17 protein-coding genes are annotated in these 19,665 nt (G+C 64.8%); 8 read left to right on the top strand and 9 right to left on the bottom strand.

The window, feature by feature from the left end; all coding sequences use genetic code 11:
• Positions 1 to 42 precede the first annotated feature (42 nt).
• Complete coding sequence (locus tag ACFC25_RS17715; protein WP_376047538.1) at positions 43 to 1,329, bottom strand: MFS transporter; 1,287 nt, start codon at positions 1,327 to 1,329, stop codon at positions 43 to 45.
• Between the two features lie 120 nt (positions 1,330 to 1,449).
• On the opposite strand from ACFC25_RS17715, the gene rraA reads away from it, so the two are divergent.
• From rraA to ACFC25_RS17700, 3 genes are all read left to right on the top strand, one after another.
• A complete protein-coding gene (gene rraA / locus ACFC25_RS17710) occupies positions 1,450 to 1,947 on the top strand; it encodes a ribonuclease E activity regulator RraA (RefSeq protein ID WP_376047535.1) in 498 nt (165 codons plus the stop codon).
• A 116-nt stretch (positions 1,948 to 2,063) separates the two neighbouring features.
• Positions 2,064 to 3,725 carry an MDR family MFS transporter gene (locus ACFC25_RS17705; RefSeq protein ID WP_337348704.1) on the top strand — a complete coding sequence of 554 codons (1,662 nt, stop codon included), beginning with the start codon at positions 2,064 to 2,066 and terminating at the stop codon, positions 3,723 to 3,725.
• Positions 3,726 to 3,907: 182 nt separating this feature from the next.
• A complete protein-coding gene (locus tag ACFC25_RS17700) occupies positions 3,908 to 5,371 on the top strand; it encodes a sugar porter family MFS transporter (protein WP_376047621.1) in 1,464 nt (487 codons plus the stop codon).
• An 84-nt stretch (positions 5,372 to 5,455) separates the two neighbouring features.
• Here ACFC25_RS17700 and ACFC25_RS17695 read toward each other — a convergent pair whose 3' ends face one another.
• From ACFC25_RS17695 to ACFC25_RS17680, 4 genes are all read right to left on the bottom strand, one after another.
• The gene (locus tag ACFC25_RS17695; protein WP_337348702.1) at positions 5,456 to 5,977 is read right to left on the bottom strand and encodes a GNAT family N-acetyltransferase; all 522 of its coding nucleotides are present in this window, start codon (positions 5,975 to 5,977) and stop codon (positions 5,456 to 5,458) included.
• Between the two features lie 193 nt (positions 5,978 to 6,170).
• Positions 6,171 to 7,334, bottom strand: a complete 1,164-nt coding sequence (locus ACFC25_RS17690; RefSeq protein WP_376047530.1) for a mannitol-1-phosphate 5-dehydrogenase — start codon at positions 7,332 to 7,334, stop codon at positions 6,171 to 6,173.
• Complete coding sequence (locus ACFC25_RS17685; protein ID WP_376047527.1) at positions 7,334 to 9,385, bottom strand: PTS mannitol transporter subunit IICBA; 2,052 nt, start codon at positions 9,383 to 9,385, stop codon at positions 7,334 to 7,336. Before ACFC25_RS17685 ends, ACFC25_RS17690 begins: the two co-directional genes overlap by 1 nt.
• Before the next feature lie 100 nt (positions 9,386 to 9,485).
• Positions 9,486 to 10,208, bottom strand: coding sequence for a TetR/AcrR family transcriptional regulator (locus tag ACFC25_RS17680; protein WP_337348699.1), 723 nt, complete (start codon positions 10,206 to 10,208; stop codon positions 9,486 to 9,488).
• 158 nt (positions 10,209 to 10,366) lie between these two features.
• On the opposite strand from ACFC25_RS17680, the gene ptsP reads away from it, so the two are divergent.
• A complete protein-coding gene (gene ptsP / locus ACFC25_RS17675) occupies positions 10,367 to 12,052 on the top strand; it encodes a phosphoenolpyruvate--protein phosphotransferase (protein ID WP_376047524.1) in 1,686 nt (561 codons plus the stop codon).
• Positions 12,053 to 12,095: 43 nt separating this feature from the next.
• Positions 12,096 to 12,374: an HPr family phosphocarrier protein gene (locus tag ACFC25_RS17670; RefSeq protein WP_131135386.1), complete on the top strand. Its 279-nt coding sequence runs from the start codon at positions 12,096 to 12,098 to the stop codon at positions 12,372 to 12,374.
• Positions 12,375 to 12,377: 3 nt separating this feature from the next.
• On the opposite strand, the gene ACFC25_RS17665 is transcribed toward ACFC25_RS17670, so the two are convergent.
• Complete coding sequence (locus tag ACFC25_RS17665) at positions 12,378 to 13,184, bottom strand: alpha/beta fold hydrolase (RefSeq protein ID WP_376047521.1); 807 nt, start codon at positions 13,182 to 13,184, stop codon at positions 12,378 to 12,380.
• Positions 13,185 to 13,235: 51 nt separating this feature from the next.
• Here ACFC25_RS17665 and ACFC25_RS17660 point away from each other — a divergent pair, with 51 nt between their 5' ends.
• Together ACFC25_RS17660 and ACFC25_RS17655 are read left to right on the top strand one after the other, a co-directional pair.
• Positions 13,236 to 13,655: a helix-turn-helix domain-containing protein gene (locus ACFC25_RS17660; RefSeq protein WP_337348696.1), complete on the top strand. Its 420-nt coding sequence runs from the start codon at positions 13,236 to 13,238 to the stop codon at positions 13,653 to 13,655.
• A 74-nt stretch (positions 13,656 to 13,729) separates the two neighbouring features.
• On the top strand, positions 13,730 to 14,083 hold the full coding sequence (locus ACFC25_RS17655; RefSeq protein ID WP_337348695.1) for a hypothetical protein: 354 nt from the start codon (positions 13,730 to 13,732) through the stop codon (positions 14,081 to 14,083).
• Here ACFC25_RS17655 and ACFC25_RS17650 read toward each other — a convergent pair.
• Positions 14,080 to 15,300: a PucR family transcriptional regulator gene (locus tag ACFC25_RS17650; RefSeq protein ID WP_376047515.1), complete on the bottom strand. Its 1,221-nt coding sequence runs from the start codon at positions 15,298 to 15,300 to the stop codon at positions 14,080 to 14,082. The two genes, ACFC25_RS17655 and ACFC25_RS17650, sit on opposite strands and share 4 nt — an antisense overlap.
• Before the next feature lie 233 nt (positions 15,301 to 15,533).
• Here ACFC25_RS17650 and ald point away from each other — a divergent pair, with 233 nt between their 5' ends.
• A complete protein-coding gene (gene ald, locus ACFC25_RS17645) occupies positions 15,534 to 16,652 on the top strand; it encodes an alanine dehydrogenase (protein ID WP_337348694.1) in 1,119 nt (372 codons plus the stop codon).
• A 104-nt stretch (positions 16,653 to 16,756) separates the two neighbouring features.
• On the opposite strand, the gene ACFC25_RS17640 is transcribed toward ald, so the two are convergent.
• On the bottom strand, positions 16,757 to 17,827 hold the full coding sequence (locus tag ACFC25_RS17640) for a Gfo/Idh/MocA family oxidoreductase (protein ID WP_376047512.1): 1,071 nt from the start codon (positions 17,825 to 17,827) through the stop codon (positions 16,757 to 16,759).
• A gap of 108 nt (positions 17,828 to 17,935) precedes the next feature.
• The gene (locus tag ACFC25_RS17635; protein WP_376047510.1) at positions 17,936 to 19,654 is read right to left on the bottom strand and encodes an ABC transporter family substrate-binding protein; all 1,719 of its coding nucleotides are present in this window, start codon (positions 19,652 to 19,654) and stop codon (positions 17,936 to 17,938) included.
• Positions 19,655 to 19,665 lie beyond the last annotated feature (11 nt).

Here is a 19,665-nt window from a genome sequence, read left to right as displayed (position 1 = left end):
CTGCAGTCCGGTTCAACTATACGGCACGTGTTTATGGCCCTATCAGTCCACGCTCTTAATTTTGACCACGAAAACCGCACCGAGCAGGCCGATCACGGCGGCCGTGATGAACAACGTAAGGTACCCGCCAAAATAGGTCACGGCGAGGAATGCGAGGGCTGGCGCGAACACCTGCGGAAGTGAGTTCGCGACATTGATGATGCCCATGTCCTTGCCCCTGTCCGCGGCAAGGGGAAGGACCTGCGTCAGCAGGGCAAAGTCGACGGCAAGGTATGCGCCGAACCCGACACCCAGGATGCCGGCCCCAACGAGGGCGCCGTTCCAGACCGGGAAGAATGCCATTGTTAGTCCCGCGGCGGCAATGATGGCGGAGGAGCCGATCACGAAGGGCTTCCGCCGGCCAAGCCGGTCGCTCCACGGGCCTGCCACCACCGCAGTGATCATGACCATTACCGCGTAAATGCCAGTCAGGGTCAGGACCCCCAGGGCCGGGTCCTCATGCTTGAGGACGTCCCGGAGGAAAAAGAGCAGGTACACAATGGTCATCTGGTTGCAGACGTTGACCAGGAAGCGCGTGAGCCATGCCCAGGCGAAGTCCGGGTGGCGGACAGGGCTGATCCAGAAGCTTCGGACGAACTCACCGAGCCGGAACGGAACGCGCTCCGCTTTTGGCAAGGGCGGGTCGTTGCGGTGGAACAGGTACGGCAGGATGGACACGATCAGCGCTGCGGCGCATAGGGCGTACCCCAGCATGTAGTTGCCGCTGACGACGGCGCCGAAAACCGCGCCGATCAGGATTCCCACCGTCTGGCCCATGGCAGCCAGCCCGCCCACGCCGCCACGCTGAAGCACGGGAACCCGGTCCGGGACAGCAGCGGTGATGGCAGCGTAAGCCGCATTGGCTCCCAACTGCACCAGGCACCAGAACAGCACCATCAGGGCCACTGTGACGGCGCCCGACAGGGCAAGGAGCGCCGCGGTGGCCAGGATCGCGCCCGACAGGACCCAGGGCGACCGGCGGCCGAAGCGCGAGGTGGTGCGGTCTGACAACGCCCCAAACAAAGGATTGGCCACCAGGGATACGGCAGCACCACAACCGGTCACGAGCGACAAAATCGCTTCTTTGTTGGCCTCATCGATGCCGATGGCCTGCTGTCCGATAAAGACGTTGATCGGCCCAAAGAAGGCGGCATTAATACCAACGTTGACCAGCACCAACCCGGTGACCCAGCGGGCGGTGACTTTCGTAGTCGGCTCGGCGAGGGCCGCCGTCGTGCCGTCCGCTGCAGCGCCGGGATCCGGCGGTGCGGGTGTGTTGGACAGGCTCATGGCTGGTTCCCCCTGGAACGGTTGGTGATTCTGAAAATCAGACTATCGTGGGCATCATCGTCCCGCTTGTCATACGGCACAACTGCCTTTCAGGGACTGCCGGAAACCCCAGGAGAACACATGACATCAGCTGCAGGAAACCCCTCCATCCAGGCCATCAACACGGCCGATCTCTATGATGAACGAGGGGAGGAGCTTGCCTCGGTGTCTCTCCAGTTCCAGTCGCTCGGGGGCCGGTCACATTTCAGCGGCCAGGCGCGGACCATCCGCTGCTTCCAGGACAACGCCCTGGTGAAGGCCACACTGGCCACCCCCGGACACGGCCATGTATTGGTGGTAGACGGCGGCGGCTCGCTGGCCACCGCCCTGATGGGGGACATGATCGCCGAAAGCGCCGTGGCGAACGGTTGGGCCGGCGTCGTGATTAACGGTGCCATCCGCGACCGGGAGGCTATCGCCCGGCTGGACCTGGGCGTCAAGGCGCTGGGCAGCAACCCGCGCAAGAGTGCCAAGGACGGAGCCGGCGAGGTTGATGTGGACATTGTGCTCGATGGCGTGAGCATCCGGACCGGGGCCATGATCTGGTGTGATCCGGACGGCATCCTCGTGGAACGCTGACCCCGCCCGGCGGGGGGGCCGCAAAAGAAATCCATGGCTCAGGGAATGAAACGGGACGTAACATAGTTACCGAAAGCAACTATCGAGCGTGATCCCTTTTCTTCCCTGGAGCAGTTATGTCCAAAACAACCGCTGTGCGCGCCGCCGGCGAAACCCTGACGCAGCGTCAGATCGTCACCGTGATGGTGGGACTCATGCTGGGCATGTTCCTGGCATCCCTGGACCAGACCATTGTGTCCACCTCCATCTACACCATCGCCAACGACCTGGACGGGCTCTCCCTGCAGGCGTGGGCCACCACCGCGTACCTCATCACCTCCACCGTGAGCACGCCGCTCTACGGAAAGCTGAGCGACATCTTTGGCCGTCGCCCGCTGTACCTGATCGCCATCGTGATCTTCCTGGCCGGCTCGTTGTATGCCGGTTCAGTGCACTCGATGACAGAATTGGCCATCGCCCGCGGTGTCCAAGGCCTGGGTGCGGGCGGCCTGCTGGCCCTCGCGCTGACCATCATCGGCGACATCGTGTCCCTGAAGGACCGGGCCAAATACCAGGGCTACTTTATGTCGGTGTTCGGCATCTCCTCGGTCCTGGGACCCGTGGTGGGCGGCGCGTTCGCCGGATCAGCCAACATCCTGGGCTTTGACGGCTGGCGCTGGGTGTTCTTCATCAACCTGCCCATCGGCCTGGCCGCGCTGACCGTGGTGTTCCTGTTCCTGCACCTGCCGGCCAAGCACGTGAAACAGAAGATCGACTACTTCGGCGCTGCCGCCATCACCCTGGCAATCGTCCCGCTGCTGCTGGTAGCGGAACAGGGCCGCAGCTGGGGCTGGGCGTCCATGAACTCCTTCCTCTGCTACGGGCTGGGTGTTGTAGGCATCGCTTGGTTCCTGCTCGCCGAAAAACGGGCCGGCGACTACGCACTGATCCCGTTGCGGCTCTTCCGGAACGCCACGTTTGGCTTGTCCTCGTTGCTGAACTTCATCATCGGCATTGGCATGTTCGGTGCCATCGCCATGCTGCCGATGTACCTGCAACTGGTGAAGGGCCTCACCCCCACTGAAGCCGGCCTGATGATGATCACCTTTACCCTTGGCATCCTGACCGGTTCCATCACCGCCGGCCGCACCATCTCGGCCTCTGGCACGTACCGGATCTTCCCTATTACGGGCACCGCCATCCTTACCGCCGCTGCACTGGTCATGGGACTGTCCCTCGGTGTGGACACAGGCCTCTGGGTTCCCGGCGTGATTGCCGTGTTCTTCGGCATGGGGCTGGGTTTTTGCATGCAGCCGCTCACCTTGGCCATGCAGGTGTCCGTGCCGCCGAAGGACATGGGTGTGGGCACGTCCTCCGCCGCCTTCTTCCGGTCCATGGGCGGCGCGGTGGGCACGGCCGTGTTCATCTCCATGCTGTTCAGCGTCGCGGCGGGCCGGATCGCGGACGGCATGAAATCCGCGATGGAAAGCGCCGACTTCCAGGCCGTTCTCAAGGACCCGGCCGTTGCGGCGGATCCGGCTAACGCCAAGCTCTACGAGTTCTTCCAGAACGGCGCGTCCAACGAGTCCCTCAACGACACCAGCTGGCTGCATTCCGCCAACAGTGTGCTCACCCGGCCCATCACGGAGGGCTTCGCCTACGCGATCGACACCGTGATGCTCACCGCCGCGGTGCTCACGGGCATCGCGTTCCTCATCAGCTTCGCACTGCCGAACAAGAAGCTGACCGACCCGAAGGCCGCCCCTCGGGAAGACGCAGTTGCGGTGGCGGCTCACTAAGGCGGCCTCGGGCCGCAAAACTGATGACGACGACGGCGCCGCGGGCCCGCCGTCGTCGTCTGTCTGTCTGGGAGGGTGATAGTCCCAAGTGGAACCGCGGGCGGTGACGTGCCACACTGTTTAGCGCGTGTGCGCCGGCCGTCTGGGCCGGTACCGCAGCCGACGACGTCCGCACCGCATCCATCCAACCCCCAAACCCAGGGAGCACCATGCCCACCGCCAAGGAGCAGACAACCGCCAAAATCCCCCAGCGGGTGATCTGGCTGGCACTCGCGGGCGCGGTAGGTGGCTTCCTGTTTGGTTTCGACTCCTCCGTGGTGAACGGCGCAGTCGATGCCATCAAGGACGAGTTCGCGCTCTCGGAGGCCGTCACCGGCTTCGCCGTTGCCATCGCCCTGCTGGGCTGCGCCGCCGGCGCCTTCCTCGCCGGCAAGGTGGCCGACCGCTACGGCCGCATTCCGGCCATGAAGCTCGGCGCCCTGCTGTTCCTGGTCAGTGCCGTCGGCACCGGCTTTGCGTTCGGTGTCTGGGACCTGATCTTCTGGCGCCTCGTGGGCGGCCTGGGAATCGGCCTGGCCTCGGTCATCGCGCCGGCCTACATTTCGGAGATTTCGCCACGGCAGGTCCGCGGGCGGCTGGCATCGCTGCAGCAGCTGGCCATCACCACCGGTATCTTCGCCGCACTCCTTTCGGATGCCCTCTTCGCCACCAGCGCCGGAGGCGCGGACCAGGCGTACTGGCTGGGCATCGAGGCGTGGCGCTGGATGTTCCTTGCCGCAGCCGTTCCGGCGGTAGTCTACGGCTGGATCGCATACACCCTGCCGGAATCCCCGCGGTTCCTGGTGTTCCAGGGCAAGGAAGGCGAAGCCCGTAAGGTGTTCGACTCCATCGCCCCGGACGAGGACACTGACCGGCACATCCGCGAGATCCAGGACGCGATCGAAGAGGACAAACTGGCCGGCCAGAAAGGCTCCCTCCGAGGCAAAACCTTCGGGCTGCAGGCCGTCGCCTGGATTGGCATCATCCTCTCCGTCCTGCAGCAGTTCGTGGGCATCAACGTGATCTTCTACTACTCCACCACCCTGTGGAAGGCTGTCGGATTCCAGGAGAAGGACTCGCTCACCATCTCCGTTGCCACCTCGGTCACCAATATCCTGGTGACCCTCATCGCCATCGCCCTGGTGGACCGGATCGGCCGACGCCCCATCCTGCTGGCCGGATCCATCGGCATGGCGGTCTCGCTGGGCACGATGGCCGTGGCATTCTCCACCGCCGTGGGCTCAGGTTCGGACATCTCCCTGCCGGGCGCCTGGGGCCCGGTAGCCCTGGTGGCCGCCAACATCTTTGTGGTCAGCTTTGGCGCGTCCTGGGGCCCGCTGGTCTGGGTGCTCCTCGGCGAGATCTTCCCATCCCGGATCCGCGCCCGCGCCCTGGGCCTGGCCGCCGCCGCACAGTGGGTGGCCAATTTCGCCATCACGCTCAGCTTTCCCGTCATGGCCGCCGGCTCGCTGCCGCTGACGTATGCCATGTACGCGCTCTTCGCTGCGGCGTCCTTCTTCTTTGTGATGTTCAAGGTCCCGGAGACCAACGGCATGTCCCTGGAACAGGCCGAGACACTGTTTGTACGCAAGGGCGCCGCCGCTTAGCACCCCTCGCGTGGCCCAACTAAGTAGCAGCACATGTCGTTTTGAGCCCTCAAAAGAGCATCTGCTGCTACCTAGTTGGGGAATTCAGAGGGTCAGCTTCATGCCCTCATGGCTGGCGTCGAACCCCAGCCGCTCGTAGAACCGGTGGGCGGCCGTACGGGACTTGTGAGTAGTTAGCTGCATCATCGAACAGCCACGGCGCCGGGACTCCTCGATCGCCCACTGCACCATGAGGTTGCCGATGCCCTGCCCCCTGAGGCTGCCCGCAACGCGCACACCCTCGATCTGTGAGCGCCAGGACCCCTGCCGCGAAATACCAGGGAGGAAGCTCAGCTGGAAGGTGGCAACCACGGGCCCCTCCTCGGACCCGGGCGGCAACAGGTCACCAACAGCCAGAAGGTGGGACCGGTCGGCGTCGATCGCTTCAAAGGCCTGCTCGTAAGGGGCCATGTCCTCGGCCCGTTCGCGGCCGGCACCGAGGGAATCATCGGCAAGCAGCGCCACAATGGCGGGCAGGTCGGCGGGCAAGGCATGGCGGAGGCGGAAGGTCCCGCCGTCGACGTCGGCAGTCAACAAAGGGGGCAGGGCGGCTGGGTTCCGGGTCACCTCACCAGCATTCCACAGCCCTGCGGGCGTGCGTGTACGGTCGAAAAACCGATTTTGTAACCGCCATCACCCATGCGGCGGACCACTCGAAGGATTTTGCCCATGCCTGATCAGAGCGTCAGGGCCGGGAGACAACAAGGAACGACGCCGGCACTCGAGGTGGGTGCCGGCGTCGTGTGTGTTGAGAGAGGGTCTAGGCCGGAGCCTTGGCACCTTCCGCCTGGCGTTCCTCCACCAGGGTGGACACGGCCTCGAACAAAGGATGCTCCGGCGCCAGCCCGGTGATCCGGGCAGTGGCGTCGGCCGGTGATGAGGAAGCCAGGATCTCCGCGAGCTCGGTGGCCTCGGCGTCGGCGGGGTCGTTGAAGCGCAGGGCTGCGGCGATCGCACCCAGGAGCGCTTCGGGCACGATCCCGCGTTCCGCGAGCTCCGCGGCCGGGCCGATGAACCGCTCGTGCCGGCTGAGTTTCCGCAGCGGGGCGCGGCCCACCCGGTTCACGGTGTCCGGCAGGTGCGGGTTGGAGAACCTGACCAGGATCTTCTGGACGTAGGCCTCCTGCTCGTCGTTGCTGAACCCATGCTTGGCAACCAGGAGCTGCTTGGTTTCCTCCAGGACCGCGCGGACATCCTCGGCAACGTCCTGGTCGGCCATGGCTTCGGAAATCTTCTCCAGCCCGGCCTCAAAACCGAAGTACGCCGCGGAAGCGTGCCCCGTGTTCACGGTGAAGAGCTTCCGTTCGATGTACGGTGCGAGCTCGTCCACAAAAGTGGCCCCAGGAATCACCGGCGGTACGCCGCCAAACGGCGTCCGGTCGATGACCCATTCGTAGAACGTCTCCACCGTGACATCCAGCCCCTGCCCGGGCTCCTGGTTGGGCACGATCCGGTCCACTGCTGTGTTTGCGAACACTGCCGCGGAGTCAAGTGAACCGGCGGCTTCGTCCCAGAGCCCGGCGACTTCGCCTCGCAGGATGTCCGTGGCGTTGATGGCGTTCTCGCAGGCCATGACCTGCAGGGGCGCCAGTCCGGCCTCCCGCGCTGCGATGCCCCGGGTGATGGCGGGCGCCACGAACTTCAGGATGTGCGGACCGACGGCGGTGGTGACGATGTCCGCCGTCGCGATTTCCCGCACCAGCTCCGCATCGTGCGTGCCGGAGTTCAGCGCCCGGAAGTTGTCGACCGTCCGGACGGTGGGGTTCTCCCCCACCTCGTGGACGTTGTAGCTGTCAGCTGCCGCCAGCTGGTCGATGAGGTCCTCGGCGACGTCCGCGAACACCACCTCATACCCGGCCTGGTGCAGCAGCAGCCCGACAAAGCCACGGCCGATGTTTCCCGCCCCGAAATGTACTGCCTTCACTATGCGTTGACCTTTCCGAACAGCTCCAGCACTTCGTCCACCGATGTGGCGGCCTCCAGCTGGGCAACCTGGGCCTTGTTGGTGAAGACCTTCGCGATGGAGGACAGGATGTGGAGGTGTTCGTTATTGATGCCGGCCACGCCCACGACGAACTTGACCTCCTTGCCGTTCCAGTCGATGCCCTCCGGATACCGGATCACGGACACAGCGGACTTCCTGATGTGGTCCTTCGCCGCGTTGGTGCCGTGCGGGATGGCCAGGTAGCTGCCCATGTACGTGGACACCGACTCTTCACGCTCGTGCATCGCAGCGATGTAGCCCTCGTCCACGGCACCGCGGGCCAGCAGGAGCCGGCCAGCTTCGTCGATCGCGGCATCGCGGGTAGTGGCGGTGCCGTTCAGGATGACGCTGTCCGCTACTAAAATCTCGGAAGGTGCGACGGCGGCTGGTGCGGTTGTCCCCGCGTCACCGGGAGCCGTGCCACCCGGGGCTGAGTCCACCGGAGTATCCGCAGCGTGGGCGCCATGGCCGGCGGCAGCACCGGCGTCGGACGTTTCCGGAGCGTTGCTCTTCTTGACCAGCTCAACAATTTCGTCGTAGCGCGGGCTGCTCATGAAGTTGTCCACGGAGTAATGGACGGCACTGGAGGTTGCAGGCTTGGCCCGTTCCGTCAGGTCCTGGTGGGTGATCACCACATCGTAGGTGTCGCTCAGGTTGGCGATGGCCGCGTTGGTGACCTTGACCTCCGGGAAGCCGGCGGCCTTGATCTTGTTCCGCAGCACCGACGCGCCCATGGCACTGGAGCCCATGCCGGCGTCGCACGCGAAGACGATGTTCCTGACCGGTCCGGCCAGGACCGCCGTCCCTACCCCGCCGCCGGCACCCGCGCCGGTCAGCGTGGAAGCGACGGAACTCTTCTTGCCCTTCATGGCTTCCATGCGGCTGGTGGCCTCGGTCAGGTCCGTTTCGTCGCTGTGCTTGGTGGTCTTCAGGATCACCGAGGCGACGACGAAGGAAACAGCCGTGGCGAGCAGGACTGCAAGGATCACGCCCAGGTAGCTGTCCCGGGCGGTCTGGGCCAGCACCGCGAGGATGGAGCCGGGAGCGGACGGCGCCACGAGGCCCGAGTTGGTGATGGACAAGGTGGCAATACCCGTCATGCCGCCAGCGATCGCGGCCAGGATCAGCAGCGGGCGCATCAGGACGTACGGGAAGTAGATTTCGTGGATGCCGCCGAAGAAGTGGATGATGGCAGCGCCCGGGGCGGAGGCCTTCGCTGCACCGCGGCCGAAGAACATGTAGGCGAGCAGGATGCCGAAGCCGGGACCCGGGTTGGCCTCAAGCAGGAACAGGATGGACTTGCCCTGCTCCAGAGACTGCTGGATGCCCAGCGGGGTGAGTACGCCGTGGTTGATGGCGTTATTCAGGAACAGCACCTTGGCGGGCTCGATGAAGATGCTGGTCAGGGGAAGCAGGCCGTTGCTGACCAGGAACTGGACCACATTGCCGGCGGCCGTGCTGAAGGCCGTGACCAGTGGGGAGATCCCGTAGAAGCCCAGCATGGCCAACAGGCCGCCCCAGATGCCGGCGGAGAAATTGTTCACCAGCATCTCGAAGCCAGGCCGGATCTTGCCGTCCCAGAGCGAGTCGATCTTCTTCATGGTCCAGCCGCCCAGGGGCCCCATGATCATGGCGCCAATGAACATCGGGATGCCGGCGCCGACGATGACGCCCATGGTGCCGATAGCACCCACCACGCCGCCGCGGACGTCGTAGACCATGCGGCCGCCGGTGTAGGCAATCAGGAGCGGCAGGAGGTAGGTGATCATGGGGCCGACCAGGCCAACATTCGCCACACCTTCGGCATTGGTACCAAAGCCGCCCAGTTGGGGAACGGGGATCCAGCCCTTTTCGATAAAGAGGGCGGTGATGAGGCCCCAGGCGATGAACGCCCCGATGTTGGGCATGATCATTCCGGACAGGAACGTCCCGAACTTTTGGACGCCAACGCGCACGCTGGTACGGGGTTTTGCAACTGTCTCTGTTGCCATGTGATTTCCTAACCGTGATTCCTGCTGCTCCGCAGGATGGTCCGATATTTCGACGACGGTACTGCCTGTGCAAAAGTGCTGTTGTGCGGCTTGGGACCGGCTAGCTGCTGGTCGAGATCCGGTGAAGCCACTCTAGGAAGAGTTTGAGTTCCGAGCTGGAGAGCTGGTCTGAGTGCGAGGCCTGAAGTGCGGCATTCAGGGCAATCGCTGCCACCACTACCGAGGACTTCCCGGAGTCATCCGGGCTGCCACCGGCAGACTGGTCCGCGGACACCGCAAAAATCATGGCGTCCCGCGTCATGGTGGACAATTCAAGGTTCCGTTCAGCGGCAGGCTCCGCAATCAGCATGAGGGTCACCCCTACGTTGGCGGCCAGGATGGATCTGGCTGCTTCCCGCGGCTGGACGTTCAGCTGGCCTGCCACCGCTGCTTTGTTCAGCATCTCCTCCATCAGGGCCTCGGCATCGGCAACGATGGCGGGACGGCTTTCAGGACGGATATTGCCGAACATCACCAAGTACAGTTCCGGCTGGTTGAGCCCGAACTGGACGTGGTTGTCCCACATCCGCCGGATGTCCTCCAGCGGGTGTCCGGACGGGGCGAAATCCCTTTCCCCCGCGACATATTCCTCAAATCCCGCGGCGACGACGGCGTCAAACAGACCTTCCTTGTCACCGAAGTGGTGATACAGAGTAGGTGCCGTAACCCCTGCCAGCTGCGTGATCTGGCGGGTGGAGACGGGTGCCCCCGCGGATTTTGCCAGCAATTCGGCCGCTGCACGCAGCAGCCGCATTTTGGGGGGAAGCTGGCCATCCAAACTCATAACCGCTACCCTATCACCTATAGCATTGCTATATGAACTGAATCACATACAATTTTTTCAGGCACGTTTCGCGCCACCTGACGTAGCAGTCACGGCGCCCCGGCATGGCGCCGGGAACCTTGGCGGGCCTGGCTACCGGCAGAGAATGAGGACCTTCAGTGCAGAACTTCCCAGGAGTTGGCGTCAGCCCAGGCCGCATCATCGGCATCGTCCGGCAGATGCCCAAACCGATCAGCGAACCGCCTGCGGGCGAGCAGCTGGCCGCCGGTGTCACGCCTGAGGATGCAACCGCAGCACTCAAGGCAGCCTCGCAGGCCGTCCACGACGAACTCAAGGCCCGTGCCGCCCACGCCACCGGGGACGGCAAGGCTGTCCTGGAGGCCACGGCACTGATGGCCAAGGACACCATGCTGATCAAGGGCGCGGCCAAGCTTGTTACCCGCGGCCTCTCGAGCGAACGCGCCATCTGGGAATCCGGTTCCTCGGTCTCGGAAATGCTCCACAACCTGGGCGGGTACATGGCCGAACGCGCCACGGACGTCCTGGACGTCCGCGCCCGGATCGTTGCCGAACTTCGCGGCGTTCCTGCGCCCGGCATCCCCACCTCCAGCACGCCGTTTGTGCTCGTGGCGGAGGACCTGGCACCGGCCGACACCGCGACCCTTGACCCGAACAAGGTCCTGGCACTCGTGACAGCAGGCGGCGGACCGCAGTCCCACACCGCCATCATTGCCCGTTCGCTTGGCCTGCCGGCCGTGGTGGCTGCTGTGGGAGTAGACGAGCTCGCGGATGGCACGGAAGTCTATGTTGACGGCGCCGCAGGCAGCATCACCGCCGATCCCGACGACTCGCTGCGTGCCGCGGCGGATGCGTGGGCGGCCACGGCTTCCCTGCTGGCTGAGTTCAGCGGCACGGGCACGACGGCGGATGGCCACCTGGTGCCGCTGCTCGCCAACGTGGGCGGCGGCAAGGACGCCGAGGCGGCCGCCAAGCTCGGCGCCCAGGGCGTGGGCCTGTTCCGCACCGAATTCTGCTTCCTGGAACGCGACTCCGAGCCCACCGTCGAGGAACAGGCCGCAGCCTACAAGAGCGTCTTTGATGCCTTCCCGGGGAAGAAGGTGGTGCTTCGTACGCTCGACGCCGGCGCTGACAAGCCCCTCCCGTTCCTGACCGACTCCACGGAACCCAACCCGGCCCTGGGGGTCCGCGGCTATCGCACGGACTTCACCACGCCCGGTGTCCTCGACCGCCAGCTGGAAGCCATTGCCCTGGCTGAGAAGCAGTCCGAAGCGGACGTGTGGGTCATGGCTCCAATGATTTCGACGGCGGAAGAAGCGGCCCGCTTCGCTTCAATGTGCGCCGACGCCGGCATCCGGACGCCCGGGGTCATGGTGGAAGTTCCTTCCGCCGCCCTCACTGCCGAAGCGATCCTGCGCGAGGTGGGCTTCGCGAGCCTGGGCACGAACGACCTCACCCAGTACGCCATGGCCGCGGACCGCCAGCTGGGCCCGCTCGCCAACCTGAATACGCCCTGGCAGCCCGCAGTCCTCCGCCTGGTGGGGCTGACGGTGGAAGGCTCCCGCGCCGAAGGCAATAACAAACCTGTGGGTGTCTGCGGTGAGGCCGCAGCCGACCCCGCCCTCGCCGTCGTTCTTACCGGCCTGGGTGTGGCCACGCTGTCCATGACTGCGCGCTCCCTGGCCGCCGTCGCAGCGGTCCTGAAGACCGTGACCCTCGCCGAGGCCCAGGAGCTCGCCAAGCTCGCGCTGTCCGCACCCAGTGCCACCGAAGCCCGGGCCTGGGTCCGCGAAAAGCTGCCCGTCCTCGACGAACTTGGGCTCTAACGCCGGTGCCCGCGCGAACTTTCAACTACCAGGAGGAATGAAAATGCCCGAACGCATCGCCACCATTGCCAGCCGCTCAGGCCTGCACGCCCGTCCGGCCGCTCTCTTTGCCGAGGCCGCCGGCGACGTCGGAGTGGAGGTCACCATCGCCATGCAGGGTGAGCCGGCGGATGAGGCGCTGGACGCTTCCAGCATCCTGTCGCTGATGACGCTCGGTGCGGCCAAGGGCGACGTCGTGGTGCTCCGGGCCGAAGGTGACGGGGCGGATGCCGCACTCGATTCCTTGGTCAAGCTCCTGGAAACGGATCTCGACGCCGAGTAGTGCTCAGGCGGTAACACCGAATCCGTCGACTGCCCGGACCCAGCTGCTGATCGCGGCGGCCGTGGCTCCCGGAGCCGTGTGCTGAAGGACGTGCCCCACCCCGGGTATCTCCGCCAGGCTGCCTTGTGGCGCCTGGGCGGCGAGCCGTTCGCACCACCCGCGCCGGGCCACGGGGTCTTTCGCTCCGCGCATCACCAGCACAGGCTGGCTGACACCCTGGATCCTGGATTCGAGCGGATAGTCCATCATCACAGGCAGCTGTGTGAGGTACCAGCGCAGGCCGGTCCGGAAGTAGTCCCCAAAGACAATGACATTCGAGGACACGGATTCGCCGAACACCGCATCACGTGTGAGGGCCAACGCCTGGAGCGGCACCGATTTCCTGGTGCTGTCCACCACCGGGCCCATCAGCACCAGGCCAGCGACCAGTCCGGGGTCCTGGAGGGCAAGCTCCACCGCGTATTGCGTGCCCATGGAATGCCCTACCAGCACGCAGGACCGGACCCCGGCTCCAGCCAGCACACTGCTGACAAACGCAGCGTATTCCCCTACGGGCACCTGGCGGCCGGGCCTGGGCGCGGCGCCGAAGCCGGGGAGGTCCAAGGTGTAGACATCAGCCACCAGGGCCAGCTCATGGTGTAGACGTGCAAAGTAGCGGTGGGAAACACCGATGCCGTGCAGCAGCACGTAGGTGGGCCTGTTCCCGCTTCCATTTTCGGCGGCGGGTCCGCTGGCGTGTCGCGTTGCCGAAGCGTACAGCCGTCCGGTGAGGCCGCCCGACGTGACCTCCCGGCCATCACCTAGTTTCATCAGGCGAGCATACCGCCACCGGGTCCGCAGCAGCGGGTTAGGCTGTTGCCCATGGCATTGATAGCTCCCCGGATGACCGCCGGCCTCCCGGTCGAGGACGCTGAGAATCTGCAACGGGCACTGGCGGGAAGCCACGACATCACAGTCTTTGTGGACGGCACGGTCCACCGACTTCCGCCCCAGGCGCGGGACGCCGTCGTTGACCTTCTCAGCCGCTTTAGCCGGGGTGAGGCAGTGGCCGTCAGCAGCGTGGAGGAAATGCTTACCACCTCCCAGGCGGCGGAACTGGCCGGCATCTCCCACACGTATTTGCGCAATATGACCGATCGCGGCGAAATACCTGTGGAATACCGGGGCACGCACCGCAGGATCCGGCGGGCGGCCATCGTAGCCTGGCTGGAAGAACAGAAGAAGACGGACCAGGCGAAGCGGCAGGCCACCGAAAATGACGGCCCGCGCGCCCCAGAATGACGGAGTGATAAGGATCAAGCAACGATCTTGGCGAGGCCTTAAAAGAGGCTGACTGCCGGGGTTAGGCTTGATTTGTGGCGAATTTCAGAGGGTTGCACGTGGTGGCGGGCATTGCCGCCATGCTGGTTGCTGCCATGCTGGGATCCGCCATGAGGCTGAACAACACTGCGGTGGTGATGTCCAGTTGCGTAGTTTTCGTCGCCGTGGCCATGTGGGCTGACAGCGCAATCTCCAAGCGCCGCCGCGCAGCAATGGGAATTCAAGAAACCCTGACCCTGCAGCAGGCAGCTTCCCTGGACCAGGCAACGTCCCTGGAGTCCGGCCGTGAAGCTGCTCCTGCCACCCGCCAGGACATTCCGCAGCGCGCCGTCCAGGACCAATCGATGGCACCTGACGAACCCTCCAAACACGAAGGTAACGCCGCCTAAATCCTGGGCCGGGCCGCCCACCGGCGCATCTTCAGGGCAGCATGCAATTCCAGCCTGGGCAGGCCCTTGAGCGGGTCCACCCCGAGCAGGGCGCGGATACGGCCCAGCCGGTTGTAGATGCTGCTGCGGTGCAAATGGAGTTTATCGGCCACGTCCTGCACTGCTCCGTCGTTGTCGTACAGCAGCTCCAGGACAGGGATCAGTTCACCGTTTCGGTCGTGGTCCTCCAGCATTCGAAAGTAGACCGACCCGGAATCCGTCCAGGCGCCCGCCCCGCCGCCGGCCGATGCCAGCAGCTGGTAGACCCCGGTGGCCCGGCAGTCCACCAGCTCACCCAGCTGCGGATCCACCGCTGCTGCCTGCGCGGCCAGCTTGGATTGCCGGTACGCCTCTGCGAAATCCCTCGGCCGGGCGAATCCCTCGCTGATTCCAAGGATGATGCGGTGCACGGGGCGGCCGGACCGCTTGGCCAGTTCCAGCTGATAGTGGACCAGTACCTGGGCATGGTTGGCGCGGCCCGTGGACTCCTTGAACAGCACCACGGAATGCGTTTCGGTGCCCGCGCTGAACAGGGCCACGTCCACCCCGATGGTGGCCTGAAGTGCCGCCGACCGGTGGATCAGGGTGGACGCGATGGGGTCCGGCCCTCCGGCCCAGCCGTCGGAGTCAAGGACCGTGACCATCTGCCACGGCCCCTTGCCCTGAATCTCCTTCCATCCCGCAACAGCCGCCACAGCGTTCGCCTCGCCGGAACAGGCAGCCAGGAATTCTCGTTCGCGGCCGCGGCGGAACTCGGATTCAGCCGTGTTCGAATCCAGCAACAGGCCGGAGAGCATCTCGATTTCGTGGTTCACTTCCGGCAGCTGGGTGAGGATCGCCGTCGGGTTTTCATCCTCCGAGTCCTGCTGGACCCACAAGTAGCCCACCCGGAAACCGCGCACCATCAACGGCACGCAGACCCGGCCCAGCATGCCCAGCTCTGGGTTGGCGGGGATCACAACGGGGCGGACCGCCGTCGAAATACCGTGCGAAAGCTGCCAGGCACTGACGTCCACGGGGACGCGTTTGCTCAGCAGGAAGTTGACCCGGACGCGGTCGGCGTGGGACTGGTTGGAGCTGTACGCGAGCAGCAGCCCGTCCAGGTCCTCCAACGAAAGCCCCCGCCCGAGCTTCTGCGCGATGCGCTCCACGAGCTGTTCGACATCCTGCTGCTGCATGGGCCAACAGTACTGCCGGGACGGGTGTTGCCGCGAACGGACACGAGGCGACACCTGACGCTTGCACGCTGGACAAATGTCGAGCGGTGTTTTCAAAAATCCGCGGGATGGCGCGGCTGCCACAGTGCCGTCTCGCCGGATTCGTGTCACCTGCCTCACAACCGGATTTATTCTGGAATCAACAACTTCCCCCGCAATGCAAGGGCCTTCGGGCCCTGAAAATGGAGCCCACAATGATCATCGGTGTCCCCAAAGAGATCAAGAACAACGAATTCCGCGTGGCCATCACAGCGGCCGGCGTCAACGAATTCCGTACGCACGGGCACACGGTGCTGGTGGAGCGCGGTGCAGGCGTTGGCTCCGGCATCACCGATGAGGAATACGCCATCGCCGGGGCCGAAATCGTAGCCTCCGCCGACGACGTCTGGGCCCGCGCCGACATGGTCATGAAGGTCAAGGAACCCATCGCCGCGGAATACCACCGCTTCCGCAAGGGCCTGATCCTCTTTACGTACCTCCACCTCGCCGCAGAGCCCGAACTGACCCGGGAGCTGATTAACTCCGGCGTCACCGCCATCGCCTACGAAACCGTCCAGGAAGGCCGGACCCTGCCGCTGCTGGCCCCGATGTCCGAGGTCGCCGGCCGGCTCTCCGTGCAGGTGGGCGCCACGTCGCTGATGGCACCGGCAGGCGGCAAAGGCGTGCTCCTGGGCGGTGTCCCCGGTGTCCGTCCCGCCAAGGTGGTTGTGCTCGGCGCCGGCGTTGCTGGCACCAACGCAGCAGCCATGGCCTTGGGCCTGGGCGCTGACGTCACCATCCTGGACATCAACATCAACCGGCTCCGCGAGCTTGACGCCCAGTACCAGGGCCGCCTGAAGACCGTGGCGTCCAACAAGTACGAGATCGAAAAGTCCGTGGTCGACGCCGACCTCGTCATCGGATCCGTCCTGATCCCCGGTGCCAAGGCACCCAAGCTGGTCAGCAACGAACTCGTCGCCAGGATGAAGCCCGGCTCCGTACTTGTGGACATCGCCGTGGACCAGGGCGGATGCTTCGAGGACACCCACCCCACCACGCACCAGGAACCCACGTACAAGGTCCACAACACGATCTTCTACTGCGTGGCCAACATGCCCGGCGCCGTCCCGAACACGTCCACCTACGCCCTGACCAACGTCACCCTCCGGTACGCCGTGGCACTGGCCAACCTGGGCGTCAAGGCCGCCTTCGACCGCGACCCCGCCCTCGCCGCCGGCCTCAACATCGCCGCCGGCCACGTGGCGCACCACTCCGTGTCAGAAGCCCACAACCTGCCCCTCGTGGCGGACTGGCACGAACTGGTCTCCGCGTAAGTCTGTAGTTCGTCCCGCTGCGCTGGACGACACACATCCTCGGCGTGCTGCTCCTTCGTCGCTCTGACGCACGCTGCCGGATGCCTGTCGTCCAGCGTTCGTGGTTAAGCCTGCGCAGCGGCCAGTTCGCGTGCCTTTTCTATTAGTTTGAGGACCTCTACCGGGCCGGTGGGGTCTACTGGGAGGGGGCGGGCTGAGGCTGTGCCGCCGTCGAGGATCTTGTCCGCGAGGATCCTGTAGAACTCGGGGTAGGCGCCGCGTTCGGTGGGCAGCGCTTCCAGGTGTCCGTCGCGGCCCAGGACGCCGGCCCATTCCGGCGCCTCCAGCCCGAACTCCTCGTCCAGCGGGCTGCCGCCGGCCACGATATACGGTTCCTGCGGGTCGACCCCGTGCTTGGTGAACGCTCCCGAGGATCCGAGGATGCGGAACCGTGGGCCCTGCTGCGCGCAAAGCATGTTCATCCTCAGGTGGCTGGTCACCCCGGATCCGTGATTGAGGACAAGGAAGACGTCATCGTCCACTTTCTCGTGGGGCCGCCGCGCATGCAGCTCCGCGTGGGCCACCGTGGCCGGCCCCAACAGCAGGAGGGCCTGGTCGATGAGATGCGTCCCGAGGTCAAAGAGCACACCGCCGCCGTCGGCTGCTGTGGCGTTGGCCTTCCACGCTTTTGAGATGTCCGGGGACCAGCGTTCAAAGCTGGACTCGAAGCGGGTCACGCTTCCAAGTGCCTCCCCGGCCAACAACTTACGGACTGTAAGGAAATCCCCGTCCCAGCGCCGGTTCTGGAAGACCGTGAGAACCCGTCCCAGCCGCTCCGCCAAGGCGATCAGTTCCTGCCCTTCGGACGATCGGACAGCGAAAGGCTTGTCCACCACCACGTCGAGTCCGGCTTCCAGGGCGGCCTTCGCAAGCGGAAAGTGCGTGGCGGGAGGCGTCCCCAGCACCACCAGGTCAAGGTTCCCGGCCAGCGCAAGCACAGCGTCGCCGTCGGGCACTGTTTTGACGCCTGGATACCGCTCGGCTGCGGCAGCCTGCCGCCCGGCGTCGGATGTTGCAGCGATGTCCAGCGAGTAGCGGCGGTCCGCCGCGATCAGCGGCGCGTGGAAGACGCTCCCTGACAGTCCAAAGCCGATGACGGCGGTGCGGATGGTGCGTTCATCAACAGTTCCGGTCATAGGGCTACGCTACCCGCACGCTCTCTCACTTCCCGTGTGTTAAACCCAAGCGCTCCCTCACTTCCAGCCGGGCGACCGACCGGAAGTGAGAGAGCGTTGGAGGGGATGTTACTTCTTTTCCCAGCCCAGCGTGGTCCAGTCCGGGACCTGCGACAGGCTCTGGAACAGGGACGGGCCGTAGTTGGCCAAGCCCTTACGGACGAAGGAGATCTGCGGGCCGTTCATCACGACACCCATGGAGAAGTACTTCGCCATGTGCTCCTTCTCAACCTCCATTGCCGCCTTGTTGCGCTCGGCGTTGTCTTCGATGGAGGCGAGGTCGGCGATCTTCTTGTCCAGTTCAGCGTCGCCCAGGCCGTTCTCGTTGACCTTGGAGTCGTAGTACTGCTTGACGGCGTCCGTGGCGTCCGGGCCAACCGTGTAGCCGGAGACGCTCATATCGAAGTCTCGGCCACCAATGACCTTGCCGAAGTCGGCCGAGGCGCGCTGGTCGATGCCAACATCCATGCCGCCGGCCTGGAGCTGCTTCTGCAGGGTCTGCGTGAAGGCCAGAGTGGTGGGATCGTCACCGAAGTTGCTGATCTTGAAGGCAGCCGGCTTGCCGTCCTTCTCCATGATTCCGGCAGCGTTCGGGGCGTAGCCGGCGTCGGTCAGAACCTTCTTGGCAGCGTCCGGGCCGGTTTCCTTCACAGGGTAGTTGTCCTGGTAGTACTCGGAGAACGGCAGGAGCATCATGGAGCCGGAGCTGGGCTCTTCCCAGTTCAGGCCGTTGAAGCGGACCTTGCGGAGCGCTTCGCGATCGACGGCGGCGAAGATGGCTTCGCGGACGGCGACGTCGGTGATCTTCTGGGCGTTGATGTTCATGCCGCCGGCGAAAAGGCGCTGGCCGCGGCGGACCTCAGAGTTATTGGTGCCCTCGAGCTGCTTGTACAGGGCGATCGTGTTGGCCGACATGGCGTCGATTTCACCGTTCTTGAAGGCGGCGATCTGCGCGCTGGTTTCAAGCTGGCGGAAGACCACGCTGTCCAGGACCGGCTTGTTGCCCCACCATTTCTCGTTCGGAACGAGAGTCACGGTCTTGGCCGCGGCGTCGTACTGGTCCAGCTTGAAGGGGCCAGCCATCCATTCCGGGTGCATTTCGCCAACGAAGCCTTCGTTGAAGATTTCAGGGGTGTTGACGGCCGGGTGGATCAGGCCGAAGAACAGCGAGTCCAGCGGATAGACCGGCCGGCTGGTCTTGACGATGATTTCCTTGTCGCTGCTGCCGGCTTCGACGGATTCAATGAATTCGTAGGCCCCGGAGCTGACGATGTCGTAACCGGCATCCGGGCTCTTGAGGATGTTCCAGGTGTTCTTGAAGGCCTTGATGTCGATCGGCGTGCCGTCGTTGTACGTGGCTTTGTCGTTGACCTTGATGGTGACAGTCTGCTTGCCATCAACAACTTCGCTCTCCACCGACTCGCAGAAGTCCTTGTTCGGGGTTGCCTTGCCCACAAAGTTCAGTTTCCAGCAGCCGCCGATGCCGCCGCTGTTCACGGCCACCGGGTTGATGGGGATCTGCAGGGCGGAATTGTCAGAGCTGTTGCCGTTGTTGGAGAACCCGTTGAAGTCCGGCCCGATGCTGCCCAGCGGCAAGGTGACCTTACCGCCCGGCTCAAGATCCGCGGCAGGCTTCTCGTTGATGCTGATGAGCTTGGAGAGGTCGCTGCCAGCCTCCTGCCCCTTTGCCGTTTCCGGTCCCGTGGGTGTGCCACCGCCCCCGCAGGCCGTGAGCGCCAGAGCGGCAGCTACAGCCGCCGCTCCCCCAATCCTGGTCAGATTCTTCATGGTGTTCCCTT

This window comes from Pseudarthrobacter sp. NPDC055928 (genome assembly GCF_042270935.1).
Classification (GTDB): Bacteria; Actinomycetota; Actinomycetes; order Actinomycetales; family Micrococcaceae; genus Arthrobacter.
The sequence above is the reverse complement of the archived record's forward strand: the minus strand, read 5'-3'. Positions and strand labels throughout refer to the sequence as shown.

Bases quoted from the DNA above. Each gene is read 5' to 3' on its own strand.
- ACFC25_RS17660 (WP_337348696.1), top strand. From the start codon at position 13,236: ATGGCATTGATAGCTCCCCGGATGACCGCCGGCCTCCCGGTCGAGGAC.
- ACFC25_RS17715 (WP_376047538.1), bottom strand. From the start codon at position 1,329: ATGAGCCTGTCCAACACACCCGCACCGCCGGATCCCGGCGCTGCAGCG.
- ACFC25_RS17685 (WP_376047527.1), bottom strand. From the start codon at position 9,385: ATGGCAACAGAGACAGTTGCAAAACCCCGTACCAGCGTGCGCGTTGGC.
- ACFC25_RS17640 (WP_376047512.1), bottom strand. From the start codon at position 17,827: ATGACCGGAACTGTTGATGAACGCACCATCCGCACCGCCGTCATCGGC.
- ACFC25_RS17705 (WP_337348704.1), top strand. From the start codon at position 2,064: ATGTCCAAAACAACCGCTGTGCGCGCCGCCGGCGAAACCCTGACGCAG.
- rraA (WP_376047535.1), top strand. From the start codon at position 1,450: ATGACATCAGCTGCAGGAAACCCCTCCATCCAGGCCATCAACACGGCC.
- ACFC25_RS17635 (WP_376047510.1), bottom strand. From the start codon at position 19,654: ATGAAGAATCTGACCAGGATTGGGGGAGCGGCGGCTGTAGCTGCCGCT.
- ACFC25_RS17650 (WP_376047515.1), bottom strand. From the start codon at position 15,300: ATGCAGCAGCAGGATGTCGAACAGCTCGTGGAGCGCATCGCGCAGAAG.
- ACFC25_RS17665 (WP_376047521.1), bottom strand. From the start codon at position 13,184: ATGAAACTAGGTGATGGCCGGGAGGTCACGTCGGGCGGCCTCACCGGA.
- ACFC25_RS17670 (WP_131135386.1), top strand. From the start codon at position 12,096: ATGCCCGAACGCATCGCCACCATTGCCAGCCGCTCAGGCCTGCACGCC.
- ACFC25_RS17680 (WP_337348699.1), bottom strand. From the start codon at position 10,208: ATGAGTTTGGATGGCCAGCTTCCCCCCAAAATGCGGCTGCTGCGTGCA.
- ald (WP_337348694.1), top strand. From the start codon at position 15,534: ATGATCATCGGTGTCCCCAAAGAGATCAAGAACAACGAATTCCGCGTG.